Below are 24,629 nucleotides of genomic sequence, written 5' to 3'. Positions count from 1 at the left end.
ACTCAAGACTATGTCCGCTGCATATAAAAACATCATTCGCGATCACAAGCTGTCGCACAGGTTGATTCCGGTTTTCAACGTCGCACCGGAACTCGAGCTTGCCTGTTCGCGTGTGGCCGACTTCATCGGCGAGCGGTTTATGGGGGACAAGCGGCCACTGGCCGCGGAGATGATCGAATCGGCGCTCGATGGCTTCAGGCGCGCAAGGCGCGCGGGCAACCCCCACGTCGCGTTCATGCAAGGGCTGTTCGAGCCGGCCGAGCTGCTCTATGCACGCCGGTACGTCGCGCGGCGCGGCGAGAAGGTCGCGGTCTGGTGCCCCATGATCGATGCGATTCCTGCTTTCGAGGAGCGTCACGCTAATCACGAATTCGAAATGGTCGACGAACGCTGCCCGGAGCACATTACCGAGCGCACCGCCGCTTTCCAGTTGGCTTCCCGTGTGTTGCAGGGCGAGGCCTTCCGCCGCTACTTTGAGGAATACGATGTCGCTCACCGTTACGATCATAGCGAAGCTGTCGGGAGCTGATTCCCATACGGCGCAACGCGCAAGCGACGTCGCCGGCGCATTCGACGGCGAGGTCAGAGCGCCGGTTCCCGAGGAATTCACATACGGCGCGGGCGCACGGTGCTATGCGTTCGCGACCATCGCGCAGACCAAGCCAGCGCTCTTTTGGGGCGGCCTTGTTGCGATCGTCGCGATTCCGGTGCTCATGCTGGTGAAGGTGCTGCATGGCTAGCCGCTTCGGGTCACACCTGAAAGTGTGGTTCTTGCTGGTGCCGGTGCTCTCGATCGCCGTGATGCCCGCGATTCCTGAGCGAAGCCTGTTCGAGGTGCCGGAAGCCGAAACGAGTTCATTAATCTCTTCGGTGGGCCAGGAGCGCGCGAACGACGCAGTGCGCCATGCCAACGAGACATTTCGCCATGCGTTTGTCGACACCGGCCTGCTGCATCGCACGCTGAACGCGTCGGGTAACGTCGGCGGCATGAACGACGGAGGATTTTCTACCTTCGCCCATACCTGGACTGAAAACTTCTGGCTGCTGGTGTACCGGATGCTGTACCGCGCGATGGTGATGAAAATGTGGATCGTGGGCACGTTGCTGTTCGCGCTCGGCATGTTCATCGATGGCACGGCTCGTCGCAAGATCAAGGCGTCGGCTGCTGGCTTTGTGAGTCCTCTGTCGTTCCACCTTGCCGGACACGGCCTGCTGCTCGTGAGCGGAACGCTGTTCGGCGTGCTCGTTGTGCCATTGCCGGTGCTTGCAGGCTATTGGGTCGTCGTGGCGGCGCTGCTAGGCGCGTTGCTCTGGAAGGCGGCCGAGTCGTTCCAGTCGTCACGGTAGAAGCGGATCGTAAGTGGTTGGCTGAAAAGCTCGCAAAAAACTGCGTCTCTTCCCGCCGAGAGAGCTACCCAGGTAGCTCTCTTTTTTTTCGCCTTCCTACGCGCGCATCAATCGGGACCCTCCGGTCGCGGTCCTGCTAGCCATATCGGTTGTGCCGCTCTTGCATGGGTAACTGTTACGAGGTGACAGTTACCACTTGCCCCTAGTCTGTCGCCACCCACGAAAGCAGCTTCAAATAACCTCTGTTTTGACCGTCTGTAGCCGCTCGCCCCCGCGACAATGAGGCTATGGGCAGCGCGATTCGCTTGCCTATTCCCAAACGACGAACTCGGACCGAAGGGTCTGGACAGGAGAGGCAGATGAGCACTGTGGTCGAAACCGAAAAGGATAATCAGGTCGCGCTGGCCGCGCTGGAACACGGCACGACTGAAGCGCCGCTCACGACGGACGGGGCCGACGACGGCGAGTTGGAGCGCGAGCTCACCCAGATGGAAGTGGATGCGGACCGTCTGCAGAAGGAAGGTGTGATCTCGACCGACGACGCGAATATGAAACGCGCCGAGGTGGCGAAGACTCGCAAGCTGTTTCGTGATCTGCCGGCCGCTGAGCGCATCTCGATCATCAAGCGCCGCCGCGAGATCGGCCGTCAGCTGCTCGATCGCCAATTGTCGGGCGCAGCAGTCGTCACTGCACGTGTGCGCCTGAACCATACGCGGCTCAAGCCGCTTTTCGAGCAGTGGTGGCCGTACATCAACCGCATGAGCATCAACATGCAGCGTTTCGGCCGCTCGACCTTCGGCGAGAGCGACAAGGAAGTCGTCAATAGCGCGCTGGAAAAGCTTCTGGCGAGTATCGAGGGCTATGTCGATGAGCAGCTTCGAGTGGCCGAAGGCTTCCGCCAGCAGAAAGAGGCCGAGCTTCGTGCGAACAAGGAATCCGTGTTCGAGCCGACGATCCCGATGCCGGCAATGGATATCGAGATCGAGGCTTACTCGCGTTTCTCGATGCGCGTGCTGAGCGCGATCATGAAGTTCGACCGGGCAATGGATCACTTCGACTTCATGGTGTGGAACGGCATCCGCGACCAATCGGACGTCGATGATGAAGCGGTCAATTTCCTCAAGCGCTTCAATCCCCTGGGCATTCGCGGGTACATGACGCACCTGAAGCTGATGACGACGGTACGCGGCAGCTAAAAAACACGAAAGGACACGAAAGGGAGGCGGGATGCTGGACGAACTCAATCCCCAGCAACGGGAAGTCGCCCAGTTGCGTCAGCATTGCGTGGCGATCGCCTGCCCCGGCGCGGGCAAGACCAAGACGATCGCCACCAAAGCAGCCTTGCTGCTGCAGGACAGCGCCGCGATGATCGGCGCGGTGACCTTCTCCAAGGATGCCGCGATCGAACTGCGAGAGCGTATTCTGAAGGCCGCCGGCGACGCCGTGAAAAAGCGGTTGATCGCGGGCACCTTCCATTCCCTCGCATACAAACAACTCCGGCGTCCCGGCGCGCGGCCCCTCGATATCGCGTCCGACGGCGATCGGCTTGGTCTGCTGATTCGCGTGATGCAGGAACTCGGACGCGAGGGGAAGGCCGAAGACGTCATCCCAACGATCGAGAAGATCAAGACGAACTTCGGCCGGTGTGATCCCAATACGGACGACGGCGAGCTGTACCACGCCTATCAAGACGCGCTCGCGCGCAACGGCAAGATCGATTTCCAGGACATGTTGCGCCTAGCCGTGGAAGGGATGGAAAACGGCACGATCCTGCCGTACCCGTTCACCTATCTGCTCGTCGACGAGTTTCAGGACACGGATCCATTGCAATACCGCTGGATCGAACTTCATGCGAAGGCAGGGTCGATCGTCACCGTCGTGGGCGACGATGATCAGAGTATCTACGCGTTTCGGGAAGCGCTCGGCTATCGCGGGATGGAGTCGTTCATCAAGGCGTTTGCCGCGAAGCCGATCGTACTCGGCAGCAACTATCGGTGCCGTTCGGAGATTCTGGCGGCGGCGGATCTAGTCATCCGTAACAACGTCGATCGGATCGCAAAGACGCTGCGTGCGGAGAAAGGTCCGGGCGGGAGCGTGCTGAGTTCGCGTCATCCTGACGAATACGAGGAGGCGGTTGCTGCCGTCGAAGTACTCGGTCCGCTGCTCGCGAAGGGCCAGTCCTGCGCCATTCTTGCCCGCACGAATCGCATTCTCGATCCGCTCGAGGCGGTGTGCCGCTCTCACGGCATCAAGTATTACCGCGCGTCCGGCGCGTCCGTGCTCAGTCGGCCAGAAGGGGCATTGATGTGCAACCTGCTGGAGATCGTTGAGCGCGTGAAAGATACGGGTCTGGACGCGGTGTTGGCGCATCTTGGGCTGAGCGCACAACAGTTGCGTGCGCTGCATGCGGACATGGGCGCGGAGCTCACTCAAAAAAGCCGCGCCGAGCTGGTGTCGCTCGGCCTGCCTGAGGACGTCGCCACGAATTATCGCGAATTCATGAAGCGGCTCGCTGAGTGGCAAAGTCTGTGCGAGCGCAAGTTTCATTCGTTGACGCTTTCGGGTGTCGCCGAATGGATGATGAAGTATGCAAAGAAGGAGGCGGCGATTCGGGCCATTCAAGCCACCGATGACGTGCTGTCTCGGCTTTCCGGCACATTCGCCGAGCGCCTTCTTTTCCTGAGGCAGACCAATAACGAGCCGACGCCGGGCGCGCTCATCCTCACGACGATGCATAGCTCGAAGGGGCTGGAATGGGATCACGTGTGGATCGCACGCAGCGAAGAGACCGTCGTGCCGGACCCGAAATCGACGGAGCCGGAAGAGCGGCGCCTGTTCTATGTGGCAATGACGCGGGCGCGCGAATCGCTGATGATCTCCGGCACGAGCAAGAATTTCGAGTCGAAATTCGTCAGCGAGGCGAAAGTCGAGGTTGCGAAGGTCGCTTAGCCGAGCGTGCACACCCCTGCCGCCCAGTCACTCCAACACGCCGTTAACTTGCTCGATGTCTGTCTCGATTCGGGTCCATGCCCCGGAGAGGGCGTTGTCGAGGTTGGACGAATCCAGAGGGAATACAATCCCGTTCCCTTTGAATGACCTGGTCCTTGTTCATGGTCAGCCTCCGTGGTGTCCCTGGGAATTCCACGCTGAGACTGGCGCAAACTTAGGACCAATCTTCACGCCTCAAAAACAAAAAGCCCGCGCGAGGCGGGCTAAATCCATATCAGTGGAGACATGGAGGAGACGAGTTAAGTATAAACCCTTAGTTTGGTCCTCGCAAACCATTTTGACGAGAAATGCACACGCGATGTAGACGCGGGTTCCGATGCGGCGTGTCCGAAGGCATTGAGGCCCTATTCAAAATCCGCCCGGTATCCAGCATGCAAAAGCACCGGCCTTCGAAAGCAGCTTCCTGCGCGGCAGCTTCCCACGTCACAGTATGAAAATCGAATATCGGCTCAAGGGCTAACACGGTCAGGCGCTCGGGTGAGATACCGAGATAACGGTAATTCGTCTGATTAAATCGAGGCGATTATGTCGGTTTGCCAATTCATTAACCCGCTGCCCGCTCCAGCCAGTGCCCGACAAAGAGGAGATACAACGCGCTGACGGATGCACACGCGCAAGCGCCGCGTGCCGAGACGTTTGCTTGACGTCGGTCTAGCCATACCGTGCTCAGGAACATGGCGCTGTAGACGCGTAGGCCGATCAACATGCATACGATGACCTTGAGACAGTTTTCGGCTATGACGAAGGCCAGCGGAGGAACTTCACTTGCAGAATTCATAAAGACGAGAGACTTGGGATTCGGCGGCGGACGTTAGCCTAGAAGTTAGCCAATGGCTCGCGAGATGTCGGTCACGTTCGAGGCATCACGCTCGACGACCTTGGGCGCGGTCAGCGGGACGCCTGCGATCGGGTTCTGATCGTCGACCGCTTCGCTTTCGATGGTGAGCATGCGTGCGACGCGCTTGAGCGTGCCGTCGAGCGAGGCACGCGGGCCAAGGCGAATCGTGCCGCTGTAGTAGATGTCGCCGGAGACCTGATCGTTGATTTCGAGCGACCCGCGCGCGTGTACATCGCCATCCACCCGGCCATCGACGCGCACGTGCTCGCCCTGTGCACTGCCCTTGACGAGTCCGCCCTCGCCGATGTGCAAGAGACCCTGTGTCGAAATGATGCCGCCGTTGAGCAGGCCAAAGCACGACACGCCGTGGTCGATCACCATCTCGCCAGTGATGGCGCAGCCCGGTGCGATAAGCGTGACGTTGAGTTCGGTTTTCATGTGAGTTCTCAGAACATTTGCACTTCGTTGGAACCGGCGCGGCTCGCCGGTGCGGGCTTCTTGTTGGACGTCGCCGGGGCCGTGTCGCTGTCGCTTGCCTGCTCGTCGCGCGGACGTACCGTGTGATGCCGATAGGTGTGCGCCCGGGCCGCTAGGGGTGACGACGTGGCGCGCTCAGCTGCTTGAGCCGTTGCGGACGCCACGGCAGCACTCGCGGATGACGTGCTCGCCGGTGCTTGCGCCGCCGCGGGCAGCACGACCAGCACGACCGGCTTCGATTCCGCCTGCACGACTTGAGGCTGGGGCGCGGCGACCGCACGTGCGGCCTCCGGTTCGCGATGCGATTGGCGGATCGGCGACACGGCGGCGAGCTTCGCCTCGCTGGACACGGTCGGCGTGGCTTTGACTACGCCTGCGTTGCCGGTATTCGTGGTCGATGTCGGGCCGAGCGAGTTGCGAAACTGATCGGCCGTCAATCCGACGGTCGGCGCGTTGCCGAGATCGCTCGCGCTCAGCATCGGGGCAACTGCGACCGGGCGCGCCGGCGAGGCGTCGATCGGCCGAAAAGCGGGTTCACTCGCGGTGACAGGGGCGGTCGCGTTTTCGCTTTTCGCCGGTACGGCCTTGTCCATGCTGCTCTTCTGCGGCATCGAGCCCGCGCCGACGGCATGCCAGATCCTCGCCGCGCCGACACCCGCCATCGCGACGACCAGCGCGATGAGAAGGGGCTTGGCGCAGCGACGCAAAACCGGAACCGACTTGGACATGCGCGATGTCAGCGTCGACGATTTGCTGTCGCTTTCAAACACTGCCGGTGCCGGCAGCGCCGCGATTTGCCGTGGCAGATCAATGGTCATCGAGTCAGGTGCGAACTGCGCATGCAGTCTTTGAATTTCGCGCAAGTCCATGCGGGATCCTCCTGTGTAGGTTTGGTCGAGCCGTGTTGGATCGAGCTTAAACAGCGCCGCCGGAAATCAAGGTCGCGCGCGGATGAGGTCATTAAAACCGGTTCAGTGCGTCTCGTCGGGGTCGGGAAGCAACACGCCTTCAGGCGCGAATCTGTTGTTATCCGGAATGCACAAGAAAGGGATTTGCTTGACACGGATTTCAGCGGCGTCCAACGCTGCCTGACGCGTTTGCGGCGTCACGGAGCGGAACATCAGCGCTTCCATCGTCTTCAGGAAGAGCTGGTCGTACATGGAAAGCACGCGAACGAGCCGGCCCGACATGGCGTGCTTGATCTCGAGCGTCACCAATTCGGGCTGGGTGGGTGTCCGTCTGCCCGGCAACTTGTTCGCCCACTCCAACGCTTTCTTGAAGAAGGCTTCGGCGGCTCGAAATTCCGCCTCGATCGCGATGAGCTTGCCGCCACGCGCGACGGTCATTTTTGCGGCCGCGAAGTTGAAGTCTGATCGCAAAAATTCGCGAGCGAACTTCGAGTAGTAGGGCAGTTCGGTCTGCGCGAGCGTTTCGGCGTGGATTCGGGCGAGACGGCTATCACTGGTGAGCCTTGAAAGGGGGCGAAGACCGCTCTCGGCCGCGCTTTCGTTGCTCGAGGGTGTGGCGCGTGTCGGTTCCTTGTCGGGCATTTCCATGTCGATACCAGCCATGATCGTTTTCGGTTTCGTCTGTGTTCTCTCTCACATAAGATTTTCATTGTTTAGACAAGTGTCAAGCGGGCGAAAGCTATACGAATTTCGTGAGCTTTTCACTGCACACGAGCGCATTTAACCCGGATACTCAACTCCATTCCCTGCGTCGCTGACGCATCGACCTCGACTCCAAGCCCGGAGTCCATCTTTTTTCTCCAAGCCGCGCCCGCCTCGCGCGTTGGCATGCTCCGACCGGATCGCTACCGGTGTGGAAATCTTCCTTGTGCTGAGTGTGTTCGCTACACACTCCCCAATTTCAGCCGTGATACTCGTACCCTGGCCTGCATTCTTTGCGCCGGTACATCGTTCGAACCCTTCGGGTGTTCTCTCTCCAGAGCCTGATCTGGGTAGAACGATCGAACTTGGCTGATCCGTGAAACCTGCGGCGGAAGCAATTCCGAAAAGGGCTGTTGCGCGGCGTGACCATGCCGCGCGAGAACGACTTTACGTTCTCTGACTGAGCGCCCCGGATCTCCGGGCGCTCCCTGCACGCCACGACCCCGGAAGGGACGTGGCGCGTAGGTCTCCCTCTCTATCGATTTCACGAAGCTCGCCCCCTCACCGGAGCGGGCTTTTTTTTGTCTGTCGCTCCCCGCGACGGACCTTTCTCAACGGAGGTGCTGTTCATGCTGTTGCCCGACCGCCTCAACCAGCGCATTGCTGAGGCTATCAAGCATCAAATCGAAACCGAGCGCGAGCAAGCGGACACGACGTCGTCAGTTTGGCGCGCGCGCTGTGAAGTTGCCCGGGTCGCGATGTTCAGCGACGCCGAGCGTTCCGTCTTCATTCACACCGTAAGCGAACGTCGCGGCAGCGCTGCGGCCCGAGAGATGCAATCTCAGGCCGACACCCTGCGGACCAACGCCATTTTCTTTCTCGCAAGGAAATCGTCATGAACGCCGTTGTTCAGATGTTCGATCACGCCCCGCGCAGTCTTGTCGAAGAGCGAGCGATCCGCCCGCCCACGATCGGCAAGATTCGCCCCGGTATCAAAGTGCTCACGCGGGCGCACCAGTCCAACGAAAAAGCCGTCAAGCTCTACAACGACATGGTCGCTGCGGGCGAGTCGTTCGAAGCCATCGGCAAGCTGCTCGAAACGTCGCTGAAGCTTCGGAACGCGCTGATTCCCAGAAACGTCGATTACTTCGTCTGTAGACGGTCCGACTTTTCCAATCCGGACACAGCCGACGAGATCCTGCGACTTTATGGCGAGAATCGCGGGCAGGGGTTGCGGCTATACCGGTTCCCGATCATGTTCGCGTTCGACGACTGGCTGTGCAACGTGCCGAATCAGATGGCCGCGTACACGACAACCGGGCGACAGTACTTCTCGGAGTACGACCGCGACGGCAAACGCTATTGCAAGACGTACGCACCGGTCGAGCGCAACGCACGCGCACAACGGGCGCGGCGATCCTTCGGTGGGCGACTGATCGTTCACCGGCAAGACGACGACATTCCCGATGGCGTCTGTGATCCTCACGTCTGTCCGCAGTATCAGGACCGCAAGTGCAACCTAACCGCAAACTTCTTGTTTGCAGTTCCCGATGTGAAAGGGCTTGGACTGATCGAGCTGCCGACCAACTCAATCTACGTGCTGCAGAAGGCGTATTCGGCGATGCAGACCGTGGCATTGGCGCGCGGCAGGCTCACCGGCACACGCTTCTGGCTCTCGAAAAAAGAGTTTGACATCACGCGGATTGACGACAACGGCCAGGCCGTGCGTCAGAAGCAGACGTTGACGGTGCTCGACGCCGACATCGACCTAGGCGCGCTGCTGGATGGCGCGGACGAGGCTCAACCGGCGCTCGATGCTGCCAGTCGTGCAGTGGCGCTGCTGGAGTCGGACGGAGCGGTACAGTCGATCGGCGATCCGCTCCTTCAGCCAGAGCAGCAGACCGGGGAAGCACTGACAGGCGATGGCGGATCATCGCGCATCGACGGCGCCGATGATCACGACGACGACTCGCCGGATCCCGACGAGACATTGGACGAGAAGCGTCACCGCATGTCGGACCTGCTGCATCGTCTGGGCCTCAGTCAGCCGGAACGACAGAACGGCTTTCGCAAGTACGCGCACCAGACTTACGGTCGCGGTTGGATCGAACGCATCGCTGATGTAGATGCGATGAATGCGCGTCTCAAGAACGCGCTCGACGATCCCGCCTCGCTCGATGTCGAAATTCAGGACGCGATTGCACAAGCTGCCTACGTCTAACCTTGGCCAGTCCCCTCCGGGGGCTGGCATCCTTTCTCCGGTGTCTCACTGCTTCTCTCGCTCGCGCATGAGAGCATTTCAGCAAGAACCGCTTGCTTAAATGTTTTCGACCGCGCTGTACCTGCGCATCGAATTCGTCCGCTTCGGCGGCCCCATCTACTTGTTCACGCGAAGGAGCTTCCAATGCGTAGAGTCGGCAACTTCACGCTGTTCTTCGGCGCGGAGGACGCTTTTAGTAACTGGCACCCGTGCCGTTTTACTTACCATGACGTCGATTTTGTGTCGGTGGAACAGTTCATGATGTTCTCCAACGCCAAGCTGTTCGGCGACGAGGACATTGCACAAGCTGTCCTCGCCACACATCTCCCGAAAGAGCAAAAAGCGCTTGGCCGCAAGGTCAGAGGCTTCGACCTCGATACGTGGAAGGCTAAGCGCGAGTCGATCGTCTACGTCGGATGCCGTGAGAAGTTCGCACAGCATCCGGGCCTGCGGACGTTGTTGCTCGCAACCGCACCGACCGAGCTCGTCGAAGCCAGTCCCTACGATCTGATCTGGGGCGTGGGCTTAGGCGAGCATCATCCTGACATCACGGACAAATCGAAGTGGCGCGGCCAGAACCTACTTGGCCAAGCACTGATGAAAGTTCGCGACACGCTCAGTTCCTAAACGTCTTCCGAACGCGCCTTCGTCGCGCATCGACACTTACTGGCTGCCTTCGGGTGGCCTCTTTCATTTATAGGAGGCGACTTTGAAAATCGCTCATTTTTCTGACTTGCACTATGCGCCCGGAAACGTCGAAGAGTCGGATCGCTGCTTTGGCTTTGCCATCGACCACGCCGTGCTCGCGCACGCCGATGTTGCGTTGATCTCGGGCGACGCGACGGACCATCGTCTCGACGCCCATGCGCCTTCGTTGAATCGCCTTGCTCGGCGCATCAATGGGCTGAGCGGCAGCATGCCGATATTAATGCTGCAGGGCACGTTCTCCCATGAGCCTCCGGGCACGCTGCGCAACTTCGAATTGATGGCAACGACGCATCAGATCTATGTTGCGGAACGCGTGCAGCAGGTAAGCCTGCACGAGGGGCGGTTCTACCCCTCGGACGGCCCGCAGTTCTCGGACGACGAGCTGCGCGAGGTCCTGGCAATCGGCGCTGATGTCGTGTTCACATGTCTGCCCACGGTCAATAAGGGGGCGCTGGCGGTCGCTGTTGGTGCCAAGGAAGCTGGGACGGGTGTTGAAGCCGTGCTGGGCGACTATCTCGCCGCAGCAGGGCGCGTCAACCAGCAGCTTCGTGCCGCAGGCATCCGGACTGTCGGGGTTTCACACGGCACGGTCAACGGTTGTACGACCGAGCACGGTGTGACGATGGCAGGGTTTGATCATGAGTTTTCGCTTGGCAGTCTGTTCGAGGCCGAATGCGATGCGTTCATGCTTGGGCACATCCATAAAGCACAGCAGTGGGAGCGAGCGGGGCGCGTCGTGGCGTATCCCGGTTCGATCGGCCGATTCCACTACGGTGAGGAAGGCGACAAGGGATTCCTCATGTGGAATGTCGAGGTGGGAAGCGCGCATGCTGATCTGGTCGTGACGCCGTCTCGGCAGACGATCTGCGTCGACTTTGACGGACCACCCGACATGCAACGCCTGACGGCAATCGCGCTCGATGCGACCGACAAGTTCGTGCGAATTCGTTGGCAGGTCGACGAAGAGCACAAACAGTCAGTGGACCGCGACGCGATCACGGCGCTGTTCGGCAACGCGGCCGAGCTGAAGGTCGAAGCTCGCATTCTTCCCGTCGTCCGGTCACGCGCCCAAGGCATCAGCCTCGAAACGTCGATTGACCGAAAGCTCGAGCGTTGGTGCGAGCACGCTGATGTTGATCCGGCGCCGTTGCTTGACCGGCTGCAACTGTTGGAAACCGGGGACGCGGAGGCAATCGCCGCTGGCGTGCTGGCGCGACTGAGCGACGCTGACGGATTGTCGAGCATATCCGAGCCTGCGCCGGTGACAACCCACGTAGCTCCGGATAGTGATGTTGGCGACGATGCACTGCCCATGCCCGATGCGACGGTGGAAATTGTCGAGTCGGCTTCGGCAAGTCAGCTTTCGTGGCTCAACGACGATTTGTTCGCGGTTTAATTAGCAAATGAAGTAGCCGCTCATGCAAAGGAGGCCAGTATGGCTCCTTCGCGTGGACACGCGAGCCGTGTTCCGATAGCCGATTTTGATCGTCGCTATCGAAACAGAGGTTTCACCGCGTTTTTGACGCATCGACTAGTAGTGGCAGGACCTTTCTGTAGCAGTTCATCTTTTCTTTCACCCTGGCGGGGAGCGATCCCTATCGGGGCCGCATTCCGCCCACCATAACGGAGTGCATCATGTTTGGTCTTTATCCCGCTGGCCCGAACTGGGTTCGCACCTTTGCACTCGGCGACTGCTCATCGCGTGATCTTCAAAAGTCATTAGTCGATTTCGCCGGCTTTACCGCTGCGATTCAGCATCAGCCGTTCGGTCAACACCGCGGCGCGGTACTGGCGCAGTTCGGTCAGACACTGTTGCTGATCGCTACGACGCCTGGCACCTGTGAAATCGCCGTCACGCCGACCGTTGAAATGCAGCACCTTCTCTGGTCCTACCAGGAAGGCTATGCAAGCCAGTGGTCTACTGCCGAGATCCGTAGCCTCACCGGGCATAGCGGTTGGTCCGAGCTTCTGACAAACGCGCGTCGCGAGTTCAGCAGAGTCTGCGACGACGTGGCGGCCGCACTAGACGGAACGCTTCAAGCGCCCAAAGCAGCGCTGCAGTCTGTGCCGTCTGTTGTGATGAACGAGCCGTTTCCCAACGAGGATGACGACGCGTTCTATTCGCAGATGGCAGCGATGTCTGCATCGATGAGCGTATCGGAGGACGTGTCATGCGGCCTCTGAAACTGACACTGGAAGGCTTCGTTGGCGTGCGCGATGGCATGAAACGCGACAGCGTCACGCTGGATTTGGAGGCGTTGCCGGATGGCCTGATCGCCTTGACCGGCCCTAACGGGGCGGGCAAGACAACGATCATGGACAACTTACACCCGTATCCGATCATGCCGTCGCGAGCGTCGAAGCTGTCGGTCGACGCCTTCTCGTACTGGGATCACATCTGTGGCATCAGCGCGTTGAAGGAACTCGAATGGGAGCATGACGGCATCCGCTATCGCTCGTCCTTCACCTTTCGCAAGCCCGGCAAGACAGGCAAGGCGGAGTACTACCTTGCCTATCGCGGCGTCGACGGTACGTGGCGCCCGGTGTCGCTGCCTGACGGAACGGTGTCGGACGGCAAGGCGGAGTCGTATAACCGCTGTGTCGAGGCGATCAACGGTTCGTTGGAAACGTTCTTCACGAGCGTGTTCTCGGCTCAGAACCGGCGGCCGCTCGCGTCCTACGGTGCGGGCGAAATCAAGACGCTGCTGGCTGAACTCCTTGGCATCGACCACCTAAAGGCATTGTCGGCGAAGGCCGCTGATGTCGCGAAGGTGCTTGGCAAGTCGCTTGAGGGCATCCAGTCTGAGCTTGGTACGCTTGCCGGAAAGCGGCAACGCAAAGCAGACGCTGAGCAGACCATCGTCGCGCAGGGCAACACCTTGCGTGCCGCCCGTGAGCGACGCGATGCCGCGCTTGAGCAGGCGAGCAAGCTGACTCAAGAGCGGGCGACGCTCGCGGCCAAGCAGAGCGAATCGGCCACGACCGAAGCGCGCCTGCGAGAGCTGGGCGTGCGCCGCGACGACTTGGGGCGTGCCCTTAGAAGTGCAGCCGACGACGAGCAAGCGGCAGCGGTCCGCTGCCAACAGCGCGTTTCCGTGATGAGTCGAACCGTGGCCACGCACCAAGCAACGCTGGCTCGCCGCGAGGCGGTCCTCGGTGCGGCGGCGAAGCGCGAGGAGGCCGAGTTGGCGATTGCGCGCGAGGAAGCGAGGTTTGTTCCCCTGCAGCGCGACATCGCCGATTTGGAGGTCAAACGCGCTACGTTGACGACGCTCGATGCAACGCTTACCAGCTTGATGAACCAGGGCACGACGAAAGCCGCGCACTTCGATACGTTGAGCAAGCAGGCATCGGTGGCGGAGCAGGTGCCGTGCGTCGGTCATTCAATGCATGCGCAATGTCCGCTGCTCGCACAAGCCTTTCAAGCGAAAGAGCAAGCGGAGGTGCAGCGTGTTTCGGTGGCGAATCTTCGCGCGGAGTATCGCGAGAAGAAAGCGCAGGCCGAAGCCTTGGCGCTCGTGCCGGCTGAGTTGGCGGCGAAGCGCGTCGAGATGCTCGCCATCACCGATGCTGCCGCGCAGCTTCGCCGTGCACTGCAGGCGGCGGCTGAGCTTGCTGCGACGAAGCCATTGCTCGATGCCGCCGTATCTGGACTTGAGGCCGCGCAAGCGGAGTTGCGATCGATCACTGAAGAGAGTACGGCACGGACCGCGAAGTACCAGTCTGAAAAGACGCGTATGGAAGCGGAGCTTGCTCGCATTGCCAAGGAGGTCGGGCGACTCGCTTCGGTCGACGTTACGGTAGCGATTGCGAAGCTTGATCGCGACATCGCAGCGAACCGGGAGACCGTCGCGGCACTGGATGGTCGAATCGAGCAATCGATCCGCGCGCAGAGTGTGTTGCAGGCCGAAGCGGAAGCCCTGGCGCTGGAGTTGGAGAAGTTCTCGGCCACGCAGTCTCGTGCCGATCGCCTCTCCGACGAAATTGCTCATTGGAAGCTGCTGGCTAAGGGCTCGGGCAACGGCGGCGTGATCGCGTTGACCATCGATGACGCGGGTCCAGCGCTGACGCACACCGTCAACGAGCTATTGCTCGCGTGCTACGGCATGCGCTTCACCGTTGAGATCCGCACGCAGCGCACGCTCGCAAGCGGTGAATTGCGCGAGGGCTTCGAGATCCTCGTTCACGACGCCGAGTCCGACAGCAGCAAGTCGGTCTCCGTCATGTCCGGTGGTCAGAAGGTCTGGATCAACGAGTGCCTCACGCGGGGCATCGCGCTCTATCTCGCGGAGAACACCGGTCAGCCGTATCAGACCTTGTTCAGCGACGAGTCAGACGGCCCGCTCGATCCCGAGCGCAAAGTGCAGTTCATGCGAATGAAGCGCGAGGTGTTGCGCCAAGGCGGGTATCAGCGGGAGTTCTTCATCTCGCAGACGCCCGACCTTGTGGCAGACGCCGACGCAGTCATCGACGTACAGGCGCTTGCCGCCTGATTTTCTATTAACCCTTGTGGGGAGTCGCGCCCACAAGGGGCACTTCTTGTTCCTCTTTCATTTCCTCGCGCCCTTCGGCGCTATCCACTATGGCAAACCTTTTGATGCTGCTGCTCGCGGCAGCCGGCAGTCCGTCTCATTCGAACGCGGTGCGTCACCAGCCGCCAACGCAGCAAGCCGCACCGGCCACTGCGCAATCGCAACCGCCGCGGCCGCCGGACCTGCGGCGCGCGTCCGCGTTCGATACCGGCCGTCTGCGTCGCATCTGACACCGGCTCATTCTCTTCCACTTCTTGACTGGAGCTTTCCATGGCCTATTCCTGCACTGATTTCGTTGACGACGTACTGAACGACATGGTGGTCCGAAACTGGATCAAACCCGAGCAGTACGGACCTGACGACCCGCAAGCTCAGTGCCATGCGGTATTGGGCGCAATCGGCAAAGCGGATGTATCACTTCGGCTCGCCGCTGACGCCAAGCAGTTTCATGTCGAACTCCTCGATGCCGTCGAAACGCTCACCGGCGTAGCCGAACAGCACGGCGCGCTCGCCCTCGCAAATGTCGTCTATCTCCAGACGGCCATATTGAAGGGCCGGGTGATCGAGCTCACGCGCGACGAGGCGGAAACCTTCGCTTTCGTCAGAGACCTGCCTTCGGGCTGTCGCTGGTGGCAGAGCGTCAAGCTGATCGAGTAAGTGGCACAAATCGCTGTCCAATTTTTTTCTCAACCCTTGCGGGCAAACGGCCCGCTCGGGTCGCTCCGTATTTCTTTGTGTGGAGTGTTCTCATGTTTGAAGCAGCCAAGCTAGGCGCATCGCCCGAGCAGTTTCCCAACCTCGAAGCGGCGATTGACTACATCGCCGGCACCGCGACGTACGCGGGTGAAGTTCGCCCGTGGGTCCGGAACGTCGATACGAAGGTCTTCCTGATCATCGGCGGCAGAGTGCAACCTCAAAACGGGGTGCGCCAATGACACCGCCGTGGCTGGAGCAATACGCCAGTGGCCAGAAGACCGGCTATGCGCAAGTGTTCATGTCGTATGCCGAGTACTACGGAGTCGACGGATCTGCTGACGATGACCCGGAAATTGAAGAGCGGATCGCCATGCATCGGCAGCCGCTCGTCGGATACGCGAGTCACACCGGCACCCGCCGCAACCTGGCCGCACTGAAGGGCGCCGACTGGCGCTTGTTGGTCTCGGCTAAGGGCGAGTTGCGTACCGAGGGCTTCGATCGCTACGCGTTGGATAACGGCGCTTGGACCGCGCACCAGCAAGGCCAGCCCTTCGACGAGCACGCGTTTTCTGTTGCTGTCGAACGGCTTGGCGAGCGGACCGATTGGCTTGTCCTTCCGGACATCGTCATGGGCGGGATGGCCTCGCTCGACCACTCGTTGAAGTGGCTCGAACGACTTCGCGGGATGCCGTGCTGGATGCTGATCGCAGTTCAGAACGGTATGCGGGTCGACGACCTCGCTTCGCTTCTTTCGCCTGCTGTCGGCATTTTCATTGGCGGTTCGACAGAGTGGAAAGAGCAGACCGCACCCGTCTGGGGATCCCTCGCGCGACGGCGTCACTGCTACTTGCACGTCGGTCGCGTGAACTCGGCGCGGCGCATCCGCATCTGCGCGGCCGCCGGTGCCGACAGCTTCGACGGTACTAGCGTGAGCCGGTACGCGAAGACGCTTCCTCGGCTGGATCGAGCAACACGGCAAGCAGATATGTTTGCCGCAGCGCACGACGGCCTCGAAGAGGCGCAAAGGGCGACAGCCGACCTGTTTATTTAACGAACCATCAATCTTTAACCCTTTCGGGACCGCATCCCCGAAAGGGTCGCTCCTGCCTTTTTCTGAAGCGGATATGGAAAGCGAAATCTTAATCAAGATGGAAGCTGCGATCAGCGTCATGCAGCGATACATCGAACAAGGCCATAGTCTGAGATGCGCCTATCCGAACCGCCGTGTACGGACCCGTACGCACGGTGGTGTGGGAGGGGTCGGGCCGTGAGGCCTGCCCCTATCCCGATCGTCAGATGCGCTTTACGCATGCATGGCGCGGTTGTGCGGATTAGACGTCCGGGAAATCGAAGATCGTCAAACCGTTTAAGCATCGGCCCCGTTGAAGCAGACGGGGCTGTGTGACGACGTCGTTGAATTTTGCTGCAATCGTGGGGGAAAGGAATGGCGGGGCACCTATACGAAGCAGAATAGCCGAATCACGTTGTTGATCTGGATGCAGGGTTGGGCAGGCGGCACAAAATGGCTTGAATGGGTTACATTGGCCGTCTGGCGCGTACACTCTTGCCGAAGCGGCGAGAACTCCGCATGCAATTTTCGGCACGATGTGGCCGTAGGGTTATGCAGGTCCTTGCGGCCCAGATTTTCTTCTTTCTCTTCGTTACCACAGACGCGCCATCCGCTGTTGCGCAAACCTTCCCGGACGTCATCGGCGCCGCGCGCCTCGATTCGGGCTATTCACAAATTCCGACCTTGACCGCAACGCCTGATATCAGCTCCGCGCACCTCGACATCTCGGATGGGCCGGTTCCGCAATCGCTCACACTTACGCGGGTCCCCTATGAAGGCAGTTTGTTAGTGCTTTCGGATTGGAACAGTATCGGCTGGCGAATTTCCGGCGGCTATTCTTTCAAGTCGTATTCGTAGCTTCGCTAAAGGGCTATTATTGAAAATGCACGAGACTGGACCGATTCGCGCTCTCGATCCGCTCAGTAGCCCGCCTCTTTTTGATGGCGAACGGCAAGAATAGTCGCTGTCTCTCCATCAAAATGATACAACGCGATATACCCGCTGTCGCCGAATTCGATAGGCCATTCGCGAAAGGCCGTGTCCATGTCTTCTACTGACCTGCCTACATGCGGTTGCTCGGCAAGTACTTTCACCCCCGCACGAATCACCTGTGCAGCGCGTCGTGCGGCGCTCGGACTTCTTGGCAAAAGGAAACGGTACAAACGTTGTATATCACTGAGTGCAGATGGGGCCCAGATTAGTCGTGACACTTAGGCGGCTCCACATCTTCACCCGCCTCAAGCTGGGAAAGCCACGCGTCCGCCTCAGCAGCCGTGACATGCAAGCCATCAGCCTGATACTCGTCCCAAGCACGCTTCGCATCTTGTTTAAATGCTTCGCGCTGTTCCTCTCGTTCCACATACTGTTTGATCGCTTCCCGCATGATCCAATGAGCTGAGCGGTCACGTAAGCCAGCCAAACGTTGCACGCGATCTTTCAGTTCATCATCGAGCTTAACAGTTGTAGCCATGTGACCCCCAATATCAACAGGTATTACTTGTTGATACTACACGATGCGGGTGCTCGACGTTGCCGATACCTGCCGCCATCGCGGATGCAGATTCAAAAGTTTTTCTTGCCGAGCAGTCGAGATAGTTCTGCCGTTGCGGCGTTGAGCAATGCTCCGAATTGCGCGACGCGCGGCTCATCGACACGCACGCTCGGACCAAAAATGCAGAGCGACCCCGCAACCTGATTCGCGCCGTTGAAGAACGGCGCCGCCACGGCGACGGCGCCTTCGATCAACTCGTGATGACTCGTGCCAAAGCCTTCGGCGCGAATCCGTTCCATGTCGCTGACGAGCGCGGAAAGGTCCTGGCCGGGTTCGACGAGATAGCCGCGCAACTCCTCAGTCGACAGGTTCATCTGCGACAGAATCGAACGGCCGCTCGCGCCGCGCACCAGCTTTTCCCGATATCCGACGCCGCGCCGGAAGCTGAGCGGCTGATTGCTCTCCAGTTCCGCTACGCACAGCCGATACGTCCCGTCCGGGACGAATAGCGCAACGGTCTCCGATGTCGCGTCCCGCAGACCTTGCAGCACCGGCTGCGCGAGTTCCGCGATGCGCTGATCGCTCAGCCAGACATGCGCGAGCTGCGCGACCGAGCTTCCCAGATGAAAACGCTGCGGCTCTCCGGACGACGCCAGAAATCCCGCCTGCTCGAGCGTATTCAAGAGCCGATACAACGTCGGACGGCTCAGATTCACCCGCGTGAGCAACTCCGCGACAGTCAGCGATTTATCTCCCGGTCTGAACGCCAGCAGTATCTCCAGCGCCCGCTCAACTGCACGAACGCTCTCGTGCGCCTTCTTTTCTTCCATTTTTCTCGTGTCCTTTGGCGCGTGCCGTCAGCGCCATTGTAGAGAAATCCCCTATCCGGCAACGCTTGAATTTTATGCGGCTTGTCCGTAGAATGAAATCACAGTCTCATCAGACGGACAACCTCACATACGATTCGGAGTTTGAGCATGGACAAGAACATGTCGGAAACGCTGGTGCGCACGGGTCCCGGCACCGCGATGGGCAACCTGATGCGCCGCTACTGGGTGCCGGTCCTGCTGGCCAGCGAGGTCGCGGAGCCTGACTGTCCGCCGGTGCGCGTGCAGATCCTCGGCGAGAAGCTGCTGGCGTTCCGCGACACGGAAGGCCATCCCGCGTTGATCGACGAGTTCTGCTCGCATCGCGGCGTGTCGCTCTACTTCGGGCGCAACGAGGAGAACGGCATCCGCTGCTCGTATCACGGTCTCAAGTTCGACCGGAACGGCAACTGTGTCGAAGTGCCTTCGGCACCGCAGGCGTGCAAGCACATGGGGATCAAGGCGTATCCGTGCATCGAGCGCGCGGGCATCGTGTGGGCCTACATGGGCCCGAAGGACAAGCAGCCGGCGCCGCCGGACCTCGAATGGTGCAACCTGCCGGCGGACCAGGTTTTCGTGTCCAAGCGCCTTCAGGACTCCAACTATCTGCAGGCGATGGAAGGCGGTATCGACACGAGTCACGTGTCCTACGTGCATCGCTATGAAGTCGATGAAGACCCGATGCATCAGGGCACCAAGGCGCTCGACTACATCAAGGCCGACGGCAACGTCATCTTCGAAATCGAAAAGCAGCCGTTTGGGCTCACGCTCTTCGGCCGCCGCAATGGCGAACCGGATTCCTACTACTGGCGCATCACGCAGTACCTGTTCCCGTGGTACACGCTGATTCCGCCGTTCGGCGACCATTCGCTGGCCGGCCACGTGTGGGTGCCGATCGACGATCACACCTGCTGGGCCTGGAGCATCAACTTCCGTCCCGACCGTGCGCTGTCCGAGGAAGAAATGAACGACCTGAACGCGGGCAAGGGCATTCACTGCGAGTACGAGCCGGGCACGTTCCGTCCGAAGGCGAACAAGGACAACGAGTATCTGATCGACCGTCAGGCGCAAAAGGACAAGCGCGCGTATTCCGGCGTGTTCGGCTTCGCGATGCAGGACGCGTCGCTGCAGGAAAGCATGGGGCCCATTCAGGACCACAGCAGGGAGAAGCTGCTGCCCACGGATCGCGCCATCGTCATGGCTCGACGCATGTTGTTCGATGCGGCCACCGCCTTGCAGGCCGAAACCGATCCGCCCGCGCTCGATGCCAACCAGCAGCGCGTGCGCGCGGCGGGCGCCTTGTTGCCGCGCGATCAGAAGCCGCAGGAATGGGCGGTCATCCATCTCTCGGATGGCAAGGGCCAGCCGATCTACTCCATCTAGACGAGCGGCACGCTCGACGTTCATCCGTACAAGGAGGCCGGCGTCATGCCGGCGTGAGATGCAAGCTCCAAGACTGAAAGACAAGGTCGTGCTGATCACGGGCGGCGGAGGCGGCATAGGCGCCGCGACCGCACGCGTGTTCTGCGACGAAGGCGCGGCGGTCGTGCTCGTCGATGCGAATCTGCAGGCGCTCGCCAGAGTCGTCGACGATCTGCTGAGCCGCGATCCCGCTGCGCGCGTCGAGACATTCGAAGCCGATGTCGCGAACGCAGAACAGGCTGCCCAGGCGGCGGAACTCGCCGTGAGCACGTTCGGCAGGCTCGACGTGCTCGTCAACAACGCGGCGATGCGCAACTACAGCGCACTTGCCGATGCCACGCCGGAAGAATGGCAGAGCATGGTCTCGGTGAACCTGGTCGGTACCTCGAACTACTGCAAGGCGGCATTGCCGTTCCTGCGCCGGGCCGGGTCGGGCGCGATCGTCAACGTATCGTCGTGTTATGCGGTGACGGGACGCAAGGGCATGGGTCTTTACGATGCCACCAAGGCGGGCATGCTCGCCATGACGCGTACGCTCGCGTTCGAAGAAGCGTCGCACGGCGTGCGCGCCAACGCGATCTGCCCGGGCTCCACGCTGACGGACTTCCACGTCAATCGAGCGCAGGCCGCCGGCAAGAGCGTCGAAGCGCTGAAAACACAGCGCCAGGACACGTCGTTGATCGGCCGATGGGCCGCTCCGGAGGAAGTCGCGTTGCCGATTCTCTGGCTCGCGAGCGACGAAGCTTCGTTCATCACCGGCACCACGCTGATGGTCGACGGCGGCCTCTCGATCATGTGAGGGCAGCCGTCATGAGCGAATCCACCATGACCGTGCGCGTGGCGCGGCGCACTGCAGAAGCCGATGACATCGTGAGTTTCGAACTCGCGAGTCTCGACGGGCGCGACTTGCCCGCGTTCGATGCGGGCGCGCACATCGACGTGCATCTGCCGACCGGACTCGTGCGGCAATACTCGATTCTGAGCGCGCCGTACGAACCGTCGCGCTATCAGATTGCCGTGCTGCGGGAAGCGGAGTCGCGCGGCGGTTCCGCCGGCATGCACGACGCCGTGCGCGAAGGCGACGAATTGCGCGTCAGCGTGCCGCGCAATCACTTCGCGCTGGCAAGCGGGGCGGCGAAGCATGTGCTGCTGGCGGGCGGCATCGGCCTGACGCCGCTGCTGTGCATGGCGCAACACCTCGACCGCGACGGCGAAGCGTTCGAATTGCACTACTGCGCGCGCTCGCGTGCACGCGCTGCGTTTCTCGAACGGCTCGCGAACGCGCCGTGGGCGCCACGCGTGCAACTGCATTTCGACGATGAAGCCGAGCAGCAACGTCTGCATCTCGACACGCTGCTGAAAGACGCCACGCCGGACACGCATCTCTATGTCTGCGGTCCGCAAGGTTTCATGAACGCCGTGCTCGACGCGGCGCGCGCGAACGCATGGCCGGAGCATCGGCTGCATTACGAGTTTTTCGCGGCGCCCGCTGTCGACACCTCGTGCGACGGCGCCTTCGAAGTCTGTCTCGCGCGCAGCAACAAGCTCGTGCCGATTCCCGCGGATCGCACCGTGACGCAGGCGCTGGCCGATGCCGGTGTCGATATCCCGGTCTCCTGCGAGCAGGGCATCTGCGGAACCTGCATCACGCGCGTGATCGATGGCGAGCCGGAACATCGGGACTTGTTTCTGTCGCCCGAGGAACAGGCGCGCAACGATCGGTTCCTGCCGTGCTGTTCGCGCTCGAAGACAAGCAGGCTCGTGCTGGATCTGTAGCATCGCAGTCCCGTTATCCCGCAATACACGCCCGGCCCCTGCGCGCCGGATGTCGAACTGAAACAAGAATGGGGCGGCCATCGCACGCCCCGCATGGAGGAGTCGTGGAAAAAAACCTGGCGTCTACGCGTGACGCAACGGGCGCGGACTGGTCCGCGTCGAACGCGGGCGAAACGGAGGCGAGCCCTTATCGCTGGGTCGCGCTGTTCATCGTCTGGGCGGCGTTCCTGCTCAGCTATGTCGATCGCGTGGCATGGAGCACGGTCGCGGCGCCGGTCGGCGCGTCGCTCGGCATCGAGGTGTCGCTGCTCGGCGCGTTCGTGACGGCGTTCTATGCGGGCTATGTGGTCGCGAACATCATCGGCGGCATGCTGACGGACTATCTCGGCGGCCGCGCGATGATGACGCTCGCCTTGCTGCCGCTCGGCGTCTTCACCTTCTTCTTCGGCGAGACCACGTCGCTGAGCGTGGGTATTCTGATTCAACTGGCGATGGGCTTCGCCGCCGGCGCCGACTACTCCGCCGGGATGAAAGTGATTCCCGCATGGTTCACGCGCGACCGGGGCCGGGCGATGGGCCTCTACACGACGGCGACCTCGCTCGCGGTGGTGCTGGCCAACGCGATCGTCCCGACGATCTCCGCGCAGTACGGCTGGTCGAGCGCGTTCCGCATGCTCGGTATCGCGACCTTCGCATGGGGCATCGTCTCGCTGCTGTTCCTGAAGAATCGGCCGGGCGGCGAGCGGGCACCGGCACGCAACAGCGCAAAGGAGATGCTCGGTCTTCTGCGCAATCGCAATCTGATCTTCCTGTCGATTGCAGGCTGCGGCGGCCTCTGGGCGACGGTCGGCTTCGGCGCATGGGGCAATGCGCTGATGACGCGGCAATACGGCATCTCGCCGGTCGTGGCCGGATCGATCATCGCGTCGTTCGGGATCGGCGCGGTGATTGCCAAGCCGACGCTCGGCTGGATCTCCGACTTGCCGGGCATTTCGCGGCGGCTCATGTCCATTCTCGTTCTGATCGCGTTCGCCATCACGCTGGTGGTGTTCGGCATGTGCTCGACGGTCACGCAGTTCTATATCGTCGCGCCGATTCTGGGTGCGTTCTCCTACGGCTACTTGCCCGTGCTGATGGCGCAAGTCAGCGATGCATCCGGCAAACGCCTGGCGGGTGCCAGCGCGGGCTGGACCAACGCCATCTGGCAGATGGGCAGCGCGGTTTCGCCGCTGGCAGTCGGACACGTTTATGGCGGAACGCATTCCATCGTGCTCGCCGTGCTCACGCTCGCGGTCGGACCGGTCATCGGCCTCGTGGCGATGCTGTTCGTCAGCAAGCGCATCGCGCAGATCTGATTCCTCGCACCACACGCTACCGATACAACGACCAGAAAACCGTCAGGAGACACGCTTGAAATCGAATCACGCTACGCGATGGGTGAGGACTTCGCTCACCGCTTCCCTTTGTACATTCGCGAGTTTTGCGGCGCACGCCCAGTCCTCGGTCACGCTCTACGGCATTCTCGATTCGGGTGTCGAGTATGTGAATCACGCGGCCAAACAAGGACCCGGTACGGTGTTCCGGCTCAATACGGGCAATCGCATCAATTCGCGCTGGGGATTCACCGGCAAGGAAGACCTGGGTGCGGGACTGCGCACGATCTTCACGCTGGAATCCGGCTTCGCGACCAACAACGGCACGCTTCAGCAAGGCGGACGGCTGTTCGGGCGGCAGGCCTTCGTCGGGCTGGAAAGCGACACGTTCGGCGCGGTCATGGCCGGCCGGCAGATGACGCCGATGTACCGCTACTTCCTGGCGCTCGATCCGCTCAACTATTCGAGCTACGGCCTGTCCGCTCAGGACGCGCAGTTCGTCGGACGCGCAGACAACGCGGTGGAATATCTGGGGCATGTGGGTCCGTTCGAGCTGAACGCGCTGTACAGCTTCGGCTACGATTCGACCATCGCGAACGGCGCACAGGTGCCGGGCGAATTCCGTGTCGGCAAGCAGTTCGATTTCGGCGGCCGCTACCGGCAGGGACCGCTCAATCTGACCTTCGCCTATGAGCAGCGCCAGGGCACGAGCATCGCTTCATCGGGAGACAGCGAGCGCCGCTATCTCGCGGGCGGATCGTATGTCATCGGCCAAGCGACGCTGTACGCGGGCTACGAGCTGCTGCTGAACGACGTCAACGCGACGCTGACGGCGTCGCCGCCGCAGACCATGGCATTCGGCGGCGTTCGCTACAAGGTCACGCCTGCGCTGGAGGTATCGGCCGCTTCCTACTATCACGCGTACCGGACGGTGTCGGCGCATGCCATCAGCTCGGGCGTCAACGCGGATTACTTGCTGTCGAAACGCACGACGCTCTACACGGATATCACGTATGTCATCAACAGCGCGCGGTCCGCATTGAGCGCGACGGGCTCGACCACGCCGGTCGCGACCGGCGCCAACCAGCTCGCGGTGGCGGTGGGCATCGCACATAAGTTCTGAGTGCGCGAGAGAAGACAAGGGCCGGAGGAGC

27 protein-coding genes are annotated in these 24,629 nt (G+C 61.1%); 21 read left to right on the top strand and 6 right to left on the bottom strand.

Features of this window, described 5'->3' with window-relative positions:
• Nucleotides 1-10: 10 nt before the first annotated feature.
• The 5 genes from QCE88_RS38625 to QCE88_RS38605 all read left to right on the top strand — a co-directional run bounded on the left by QCE88_RS38625 (nucleotide 11) and on the right by QCE88_RS38605 (nucleotide 4,296).
• The gene (locus QCE88_RS38625) at nucleotides 11-529 is read left to right on the top strand and encodes a hypothetical protein (protein ID WP_309911132.1); all 519 of its coding nucleotides are present in this window, start codon (nucleotides 11-13) and stop codon (nucleotides 527-529) included.
• Entirely contained in the window at nucleotides 486-740 is a 255-nt protein-coding gene (locus QCE88_RS38620) for a hypothetical protein (RefSeq protein ID WP_309911131.1), read from the top strand. Before QCE88_RS38625 ends, QCE88_RS38620 begins: the two co-directional genes overlap by 44 nt.
• Complete coding sequence (locus QCE88_RS38615; RefSeq protein ID WP_309911129.1) at nucleotides 733-1,347, top strand: DUF4400 domain-containing protein; 615 nt, start codon at nucleotides 733-735, stop codon at nucleotides 1,345-1,347. Before QCE88_RS38620 ends, QCE88_RS38615 begins: the two co-directional genes overlap by 8 nt.
• A gap of 359 nt (nucleotides 1,348-1,706) precedes the next feature.
• Nucleotides 1,707-2,543, top strand: a complete 837-nt coding sequence (locus QCE88_RS38610) for an ATPase (RefSeq protein ID WP_309911327.1) — start codon at nucleotides 1,707-1,709, stop codon at nucleotides 2,541-2,543.
• Between the two features lie 31 nt (nucleotides 2,544-2,574).
• Complete coding sequence (locus QCE88_RS38605) at nucleotides 2,575-4,296, top strand: ATP-dependent helicase (RefSeq protein ID WP_309911128.1); 1,722 nt, start codon at nucleotides 2,575-2,577, stop codon at nucleotides 4,294-4,296.
• An 883-nt stretch (nucleotides 4,297-5,179) separates the two neighbouring features.
• Here QCE88_RS38605 and QCE88_RS38600 read toward each other — a convergent pair.
• The 3 genes from QCE88_RS38600 to QCE88_RS38590 form a co-directional block, all read right to left on the bottom strand.
• On the bottom strand, nucleotides 5,180-5,632 hold the full coding sequence (locus QCE88_RS38600) for a polymer-forming cytoskeletal protein (protein ID WP_309911127.1): 453 nt from the start codon (nucleotides 5,630-5,632) through the stop codon (nucleotides 5,180-5,182).
• An 8-nt stretch (nucleotides 5,633-5,640) separates the two neighbouring features.
• Complete coding sequence (locus QCE88_RS38595) at nucleotides 5,641-6,399, bottom strand: hypothetical protein (protein ID WP_309911126.1); 759 nt, start codon at nucleotides 6,397-6,399, stop codon at nucleotides 5,641-5,643.
• A gap of 243 nt (nucleotides 6,400-6,642) precedes the next feature.
• Nucleotides 6,643-7,242, bottom strand: coding sequence for a DUF1845 domain-containing protein (locus QCE88_RS38590; protein WP_309911125.1), 600 nt, complete (start codon nucleotides 7,240-7,242; stop codon nucleotides 6,643-6,645).
• A 668-nt stretch (nucleotides 7,243-7,910) separates the two neighbouring features.
• Here QCE88_RS38590 and QCE88_RS38585 point away from each other — a divergent pair.
• The 11 genes from QCE88_RS38585 (at nucleotide 7,911) to QCE88_RS38535 (ending at nucleotide 17,404) form a co-directional block, all read left to right on the top strand.
• Nucleotides 7,911-8,180 (top strand): hypothetical protein, encoded by a 270-nt coding sequence (locus QCE88_RS38585; protein ID WP_309911124.1) that lies wholly within the window; start codon nucleotides 7,911-7,913, stop codon nucleotides 8,178-8,180.
• Nucleotides 8,177-9,502, top strand: a complete 1,326-nt coding sequence (locus QCE88_RS38580; RefSeq protein WP_309911122.1) for a hypothetical protein — start codon at nucleotides 8,177-8,179, stop codon at nucleotides 9,500-9,502. Before QCE88_RS38585 ends, QCE88_RS38580 begins: the two co-directional genes overlap by 4 nt.
• 183 nt (nucleotides 9,503-9,685) lie before the next feature.
• Nucleotides 9,686-10,168: an NADAR family protein gene (locus tag QCE88_RS38575; protein WP_309911120.1), complete on the top strand. Its 483-nt coding sequence runs from the start codon at nucleotides 9,686-9,688 to the stop codon at nucleotides 10,166-10,168.
• 82 nt (nucleotides 10,169-10,250) lie between these two features.
• Nucleotides 10,251-11,645, top strand: coding sequence for a metallophosphatase family protein (locus tag QCE88_RS38570; RefSeq protein WP_309911118.1), 1,395 nt, complete (start codon nucleotides 10,251-10,253; stop codon nucleotides 11,643-11,645).
• A gap of 239 nt (nucleotides 11,646-11,884) precedes the next feature.
• Complete coding sequence (locus QCE88_RS38565; protein ID WP_309911117.1) at nucleotides 11,885-12,433, top strand: hypothetical protein; 549 nt, start codon at nucleotides 11,885-11,887, stop codon at nucleotides 12,431-12,433.
• Nucleotides 12,421-14,742 carry an SMC family ATPase gene (locus QCE88_RS38560; RefSeq protein ID WP_309911116.1) on the top strand — a complete coding sequence of 774 codons (2,322 nt, stop codon included), beginning with the start codon at nucleotides 12,421-12,423 and terminating at the stop codon, nucleotides 14,740-14,742. Before QCE88_RS38565 ends, QCE88_RS38560 begins: the two co-directional genes overlap by 13 nt.
• A gap of 89 nt (nucleotides 14,743-14,831) precedes the next feature.
• Nucleotides 14,832-15,011, top strand: a complete 180-nt coding sequence (locus tag QCE88_RS38555; protein ID WP_309911115.1) for a hypothetical protein — start codon at nucleotides 14,832-14,834, stop codon at nucleotides 15,009-15,011.
• A 40-nt stretch (nucleotides 15,012-15,051) separates the two neighbouring features.
• Nucleotides 15,052-15,438 (top strand): hypothetical protein, encoded by a 387-nt coding sequence (locus QCE88_RS38550; protein ID WP_309911114.1) that lies wholly within the window; start codon nucleotides 15,052-15,054, stop codon nucleotides 15,436-15,438.
• 92 nt (nucleotides 15,439-15,530) lie between these two features.
• A complete protein-coding gene (locus QCE88_RS38545) occupies nucleotides 15,531-15,716 on the top strand; it encodes a hypothetical protein (protein ID WP_309911113.1) in 186 nt (61 codons plus the stop codon).
• Entirely contained in the window at nucleotides 15,713-16,528 is an 816-nt protein-coding gene (locus QCE88_RS38540; protein ID WP_309911111.1) for a hypothetical protein, read from the top strand. The genes QCE88_RS38545 and QCE88_RS38540 overlap by 4 nt, the downstream gene beginning before the upstream one ends.
• A gap of 537 nt (nucleotides 16,529-17,065) precedes the next feature.
• A complete protein-coding gene (locus QCE88_RS38535; RefSeq protein ID WP_309911110.1) occupies nucleotides 17,066-17,404 on the top strand; it encodes a hypothetical protein in 339 nt (112 codons plus the stop codon).
• Between the two features lie 62 nt (nucleotides 17,405-17,466).
• Here the strand turns inward: QCE88_RS38535 and QCE88_RS38530 are convergent, their stop codons facing one another.
• The 3 genes from QCE88_RS38530 to QCE88_RS38520 all read right to left on the bottom strand — a co-directional run bounded on the left by QCE88_RS38530 (nucleotide 17,467) and on the right by QCE88_RS38520 (nucleotide 18,868).
• Nucleotides 17,467-17,757 (bottom strand): type II toxin-antitoxin system RelE/ParE family toxin, encoded by a 291-nt coding sequence (locus QCE88_RS38530; RefSeq protein WP_309911109.1) that lies wholly within the window; start codon nucleotides 17,755-17,757, stop codon nucleotides 17,467-17,469.
• Nucleotides 17,745-18,017 (bottom strand): ribbon-helix-helix protein, CopG family, encoded by a 273-nt coding sequence (locus QCE88_RS38525; RefSeq protein WP_309911108.1) that lies wholly within the window; start codon nucleotides 18,015-18,017, stop codon nucleotides 17,745-17,747. The genes QCE88_RS38530 and QCE88_RS38525 overlap by 13 nt, the downstream gene beginning before the upstream one ends.
• Nucleotides 18,018-18,109: 92 nt before the next feature.
• On the bottom strand, nucleotides 18,110-18,868 hold the full coding sequence (locus tag QCE88_RS38520; protein ID WP_309911106.1) for an IclR family transcriptional regulator: 759 nt from the start codon (nucleotides 18,866-18,868) through the stop codon (nucleotides 18,110-18,112).
• Nucleotides 18,869-19,015: 147 nt separating this feature from the next.
• Here QCE88_RS38520 and QCE88_RS38515 point away from each other — a divergent pair, with 147 nt between their 5' ends.
• From QCE88_RS38515 to QCE88_RS38495, 5 genes are all read left to right on the top strand, one after another.
• Complete coding sequence (locus QCE88_RS38515) at nucleotides 19,016-20,287, top strand: aromatic ring-hydroxylating dioxygenase subunit alpha (RefSeq protein WP_309911104.1); 1,272 nt, start codon at nucleotides 19,016-19,018, stop codon at nucleotides 20,285-20,287.
• 58 nt (nucleotides 20,288-20,345) lie between these two features.
• Complete coding sequence (locus QCE88_RS38510; protein WP_309911102.1) at nucleotides 20,346-21,125, top strand: SDR family NAD(P)-dependent oxidoreductase; 780 nt, start codon at nucleotides 20,346-20,348, stop codon at nucleotides 21,123-21,125.
• An 11-nt stretch (nucleotides 21,126-21,136) separates the two neighbouring features.
• Nucleotides 21,137-22,102: a PDR/VanB family oxidoreductase gene (locus QCE88_RS38505; protein WP_309911100.1), complete on the top strand. Its 966-nt coding sequence runs from the start codon at nucleotides 21,137-21,139 to the stop codon at nucleotides 22,100-22,102.
• A gap of 104 nt (nucleotides 22,103-22,206) precedes the next feature.
• Nucleotides 22,207-23,457, top strand: coding sequence for an MFS transporter (locus QCE88_RS38500; protein WP_309911099.1), 1,251 nt, complete (start codon nucleotides 22,207-22,209; stop codon nucleotides 23,455-23,457).
• Between the two features lie 55 nt (nucleotides 23,458-23,512).
• On the top strand, nucleotides 23,513-24,598 hold the full coding sequence (locus tag QCE88_RS38495; RefSeq protein ID WP_309911098.1) for a porin: 1,086 nt from the start codon (nucleotides 23,513-23,515) through the stop codon (nucleotides 24,596-24,598).
• Nucleotides 24,599-24,629 lie beyond the last annotated feature (31 nt).

Source organism: Caballeronia sp. LZ035, from assembly GCF_031451175.1.
In the GTDB taxonomy this organism is placed as follows: domain Bacteria; phylum Pseudomonadota; class Gammaproteobacteria; order Burkholderiales; family Burkholderiaceae; genus Caballeronia.
This window is presented reverse-complemented; position numbering and strand designations above follow the sequence as displayed.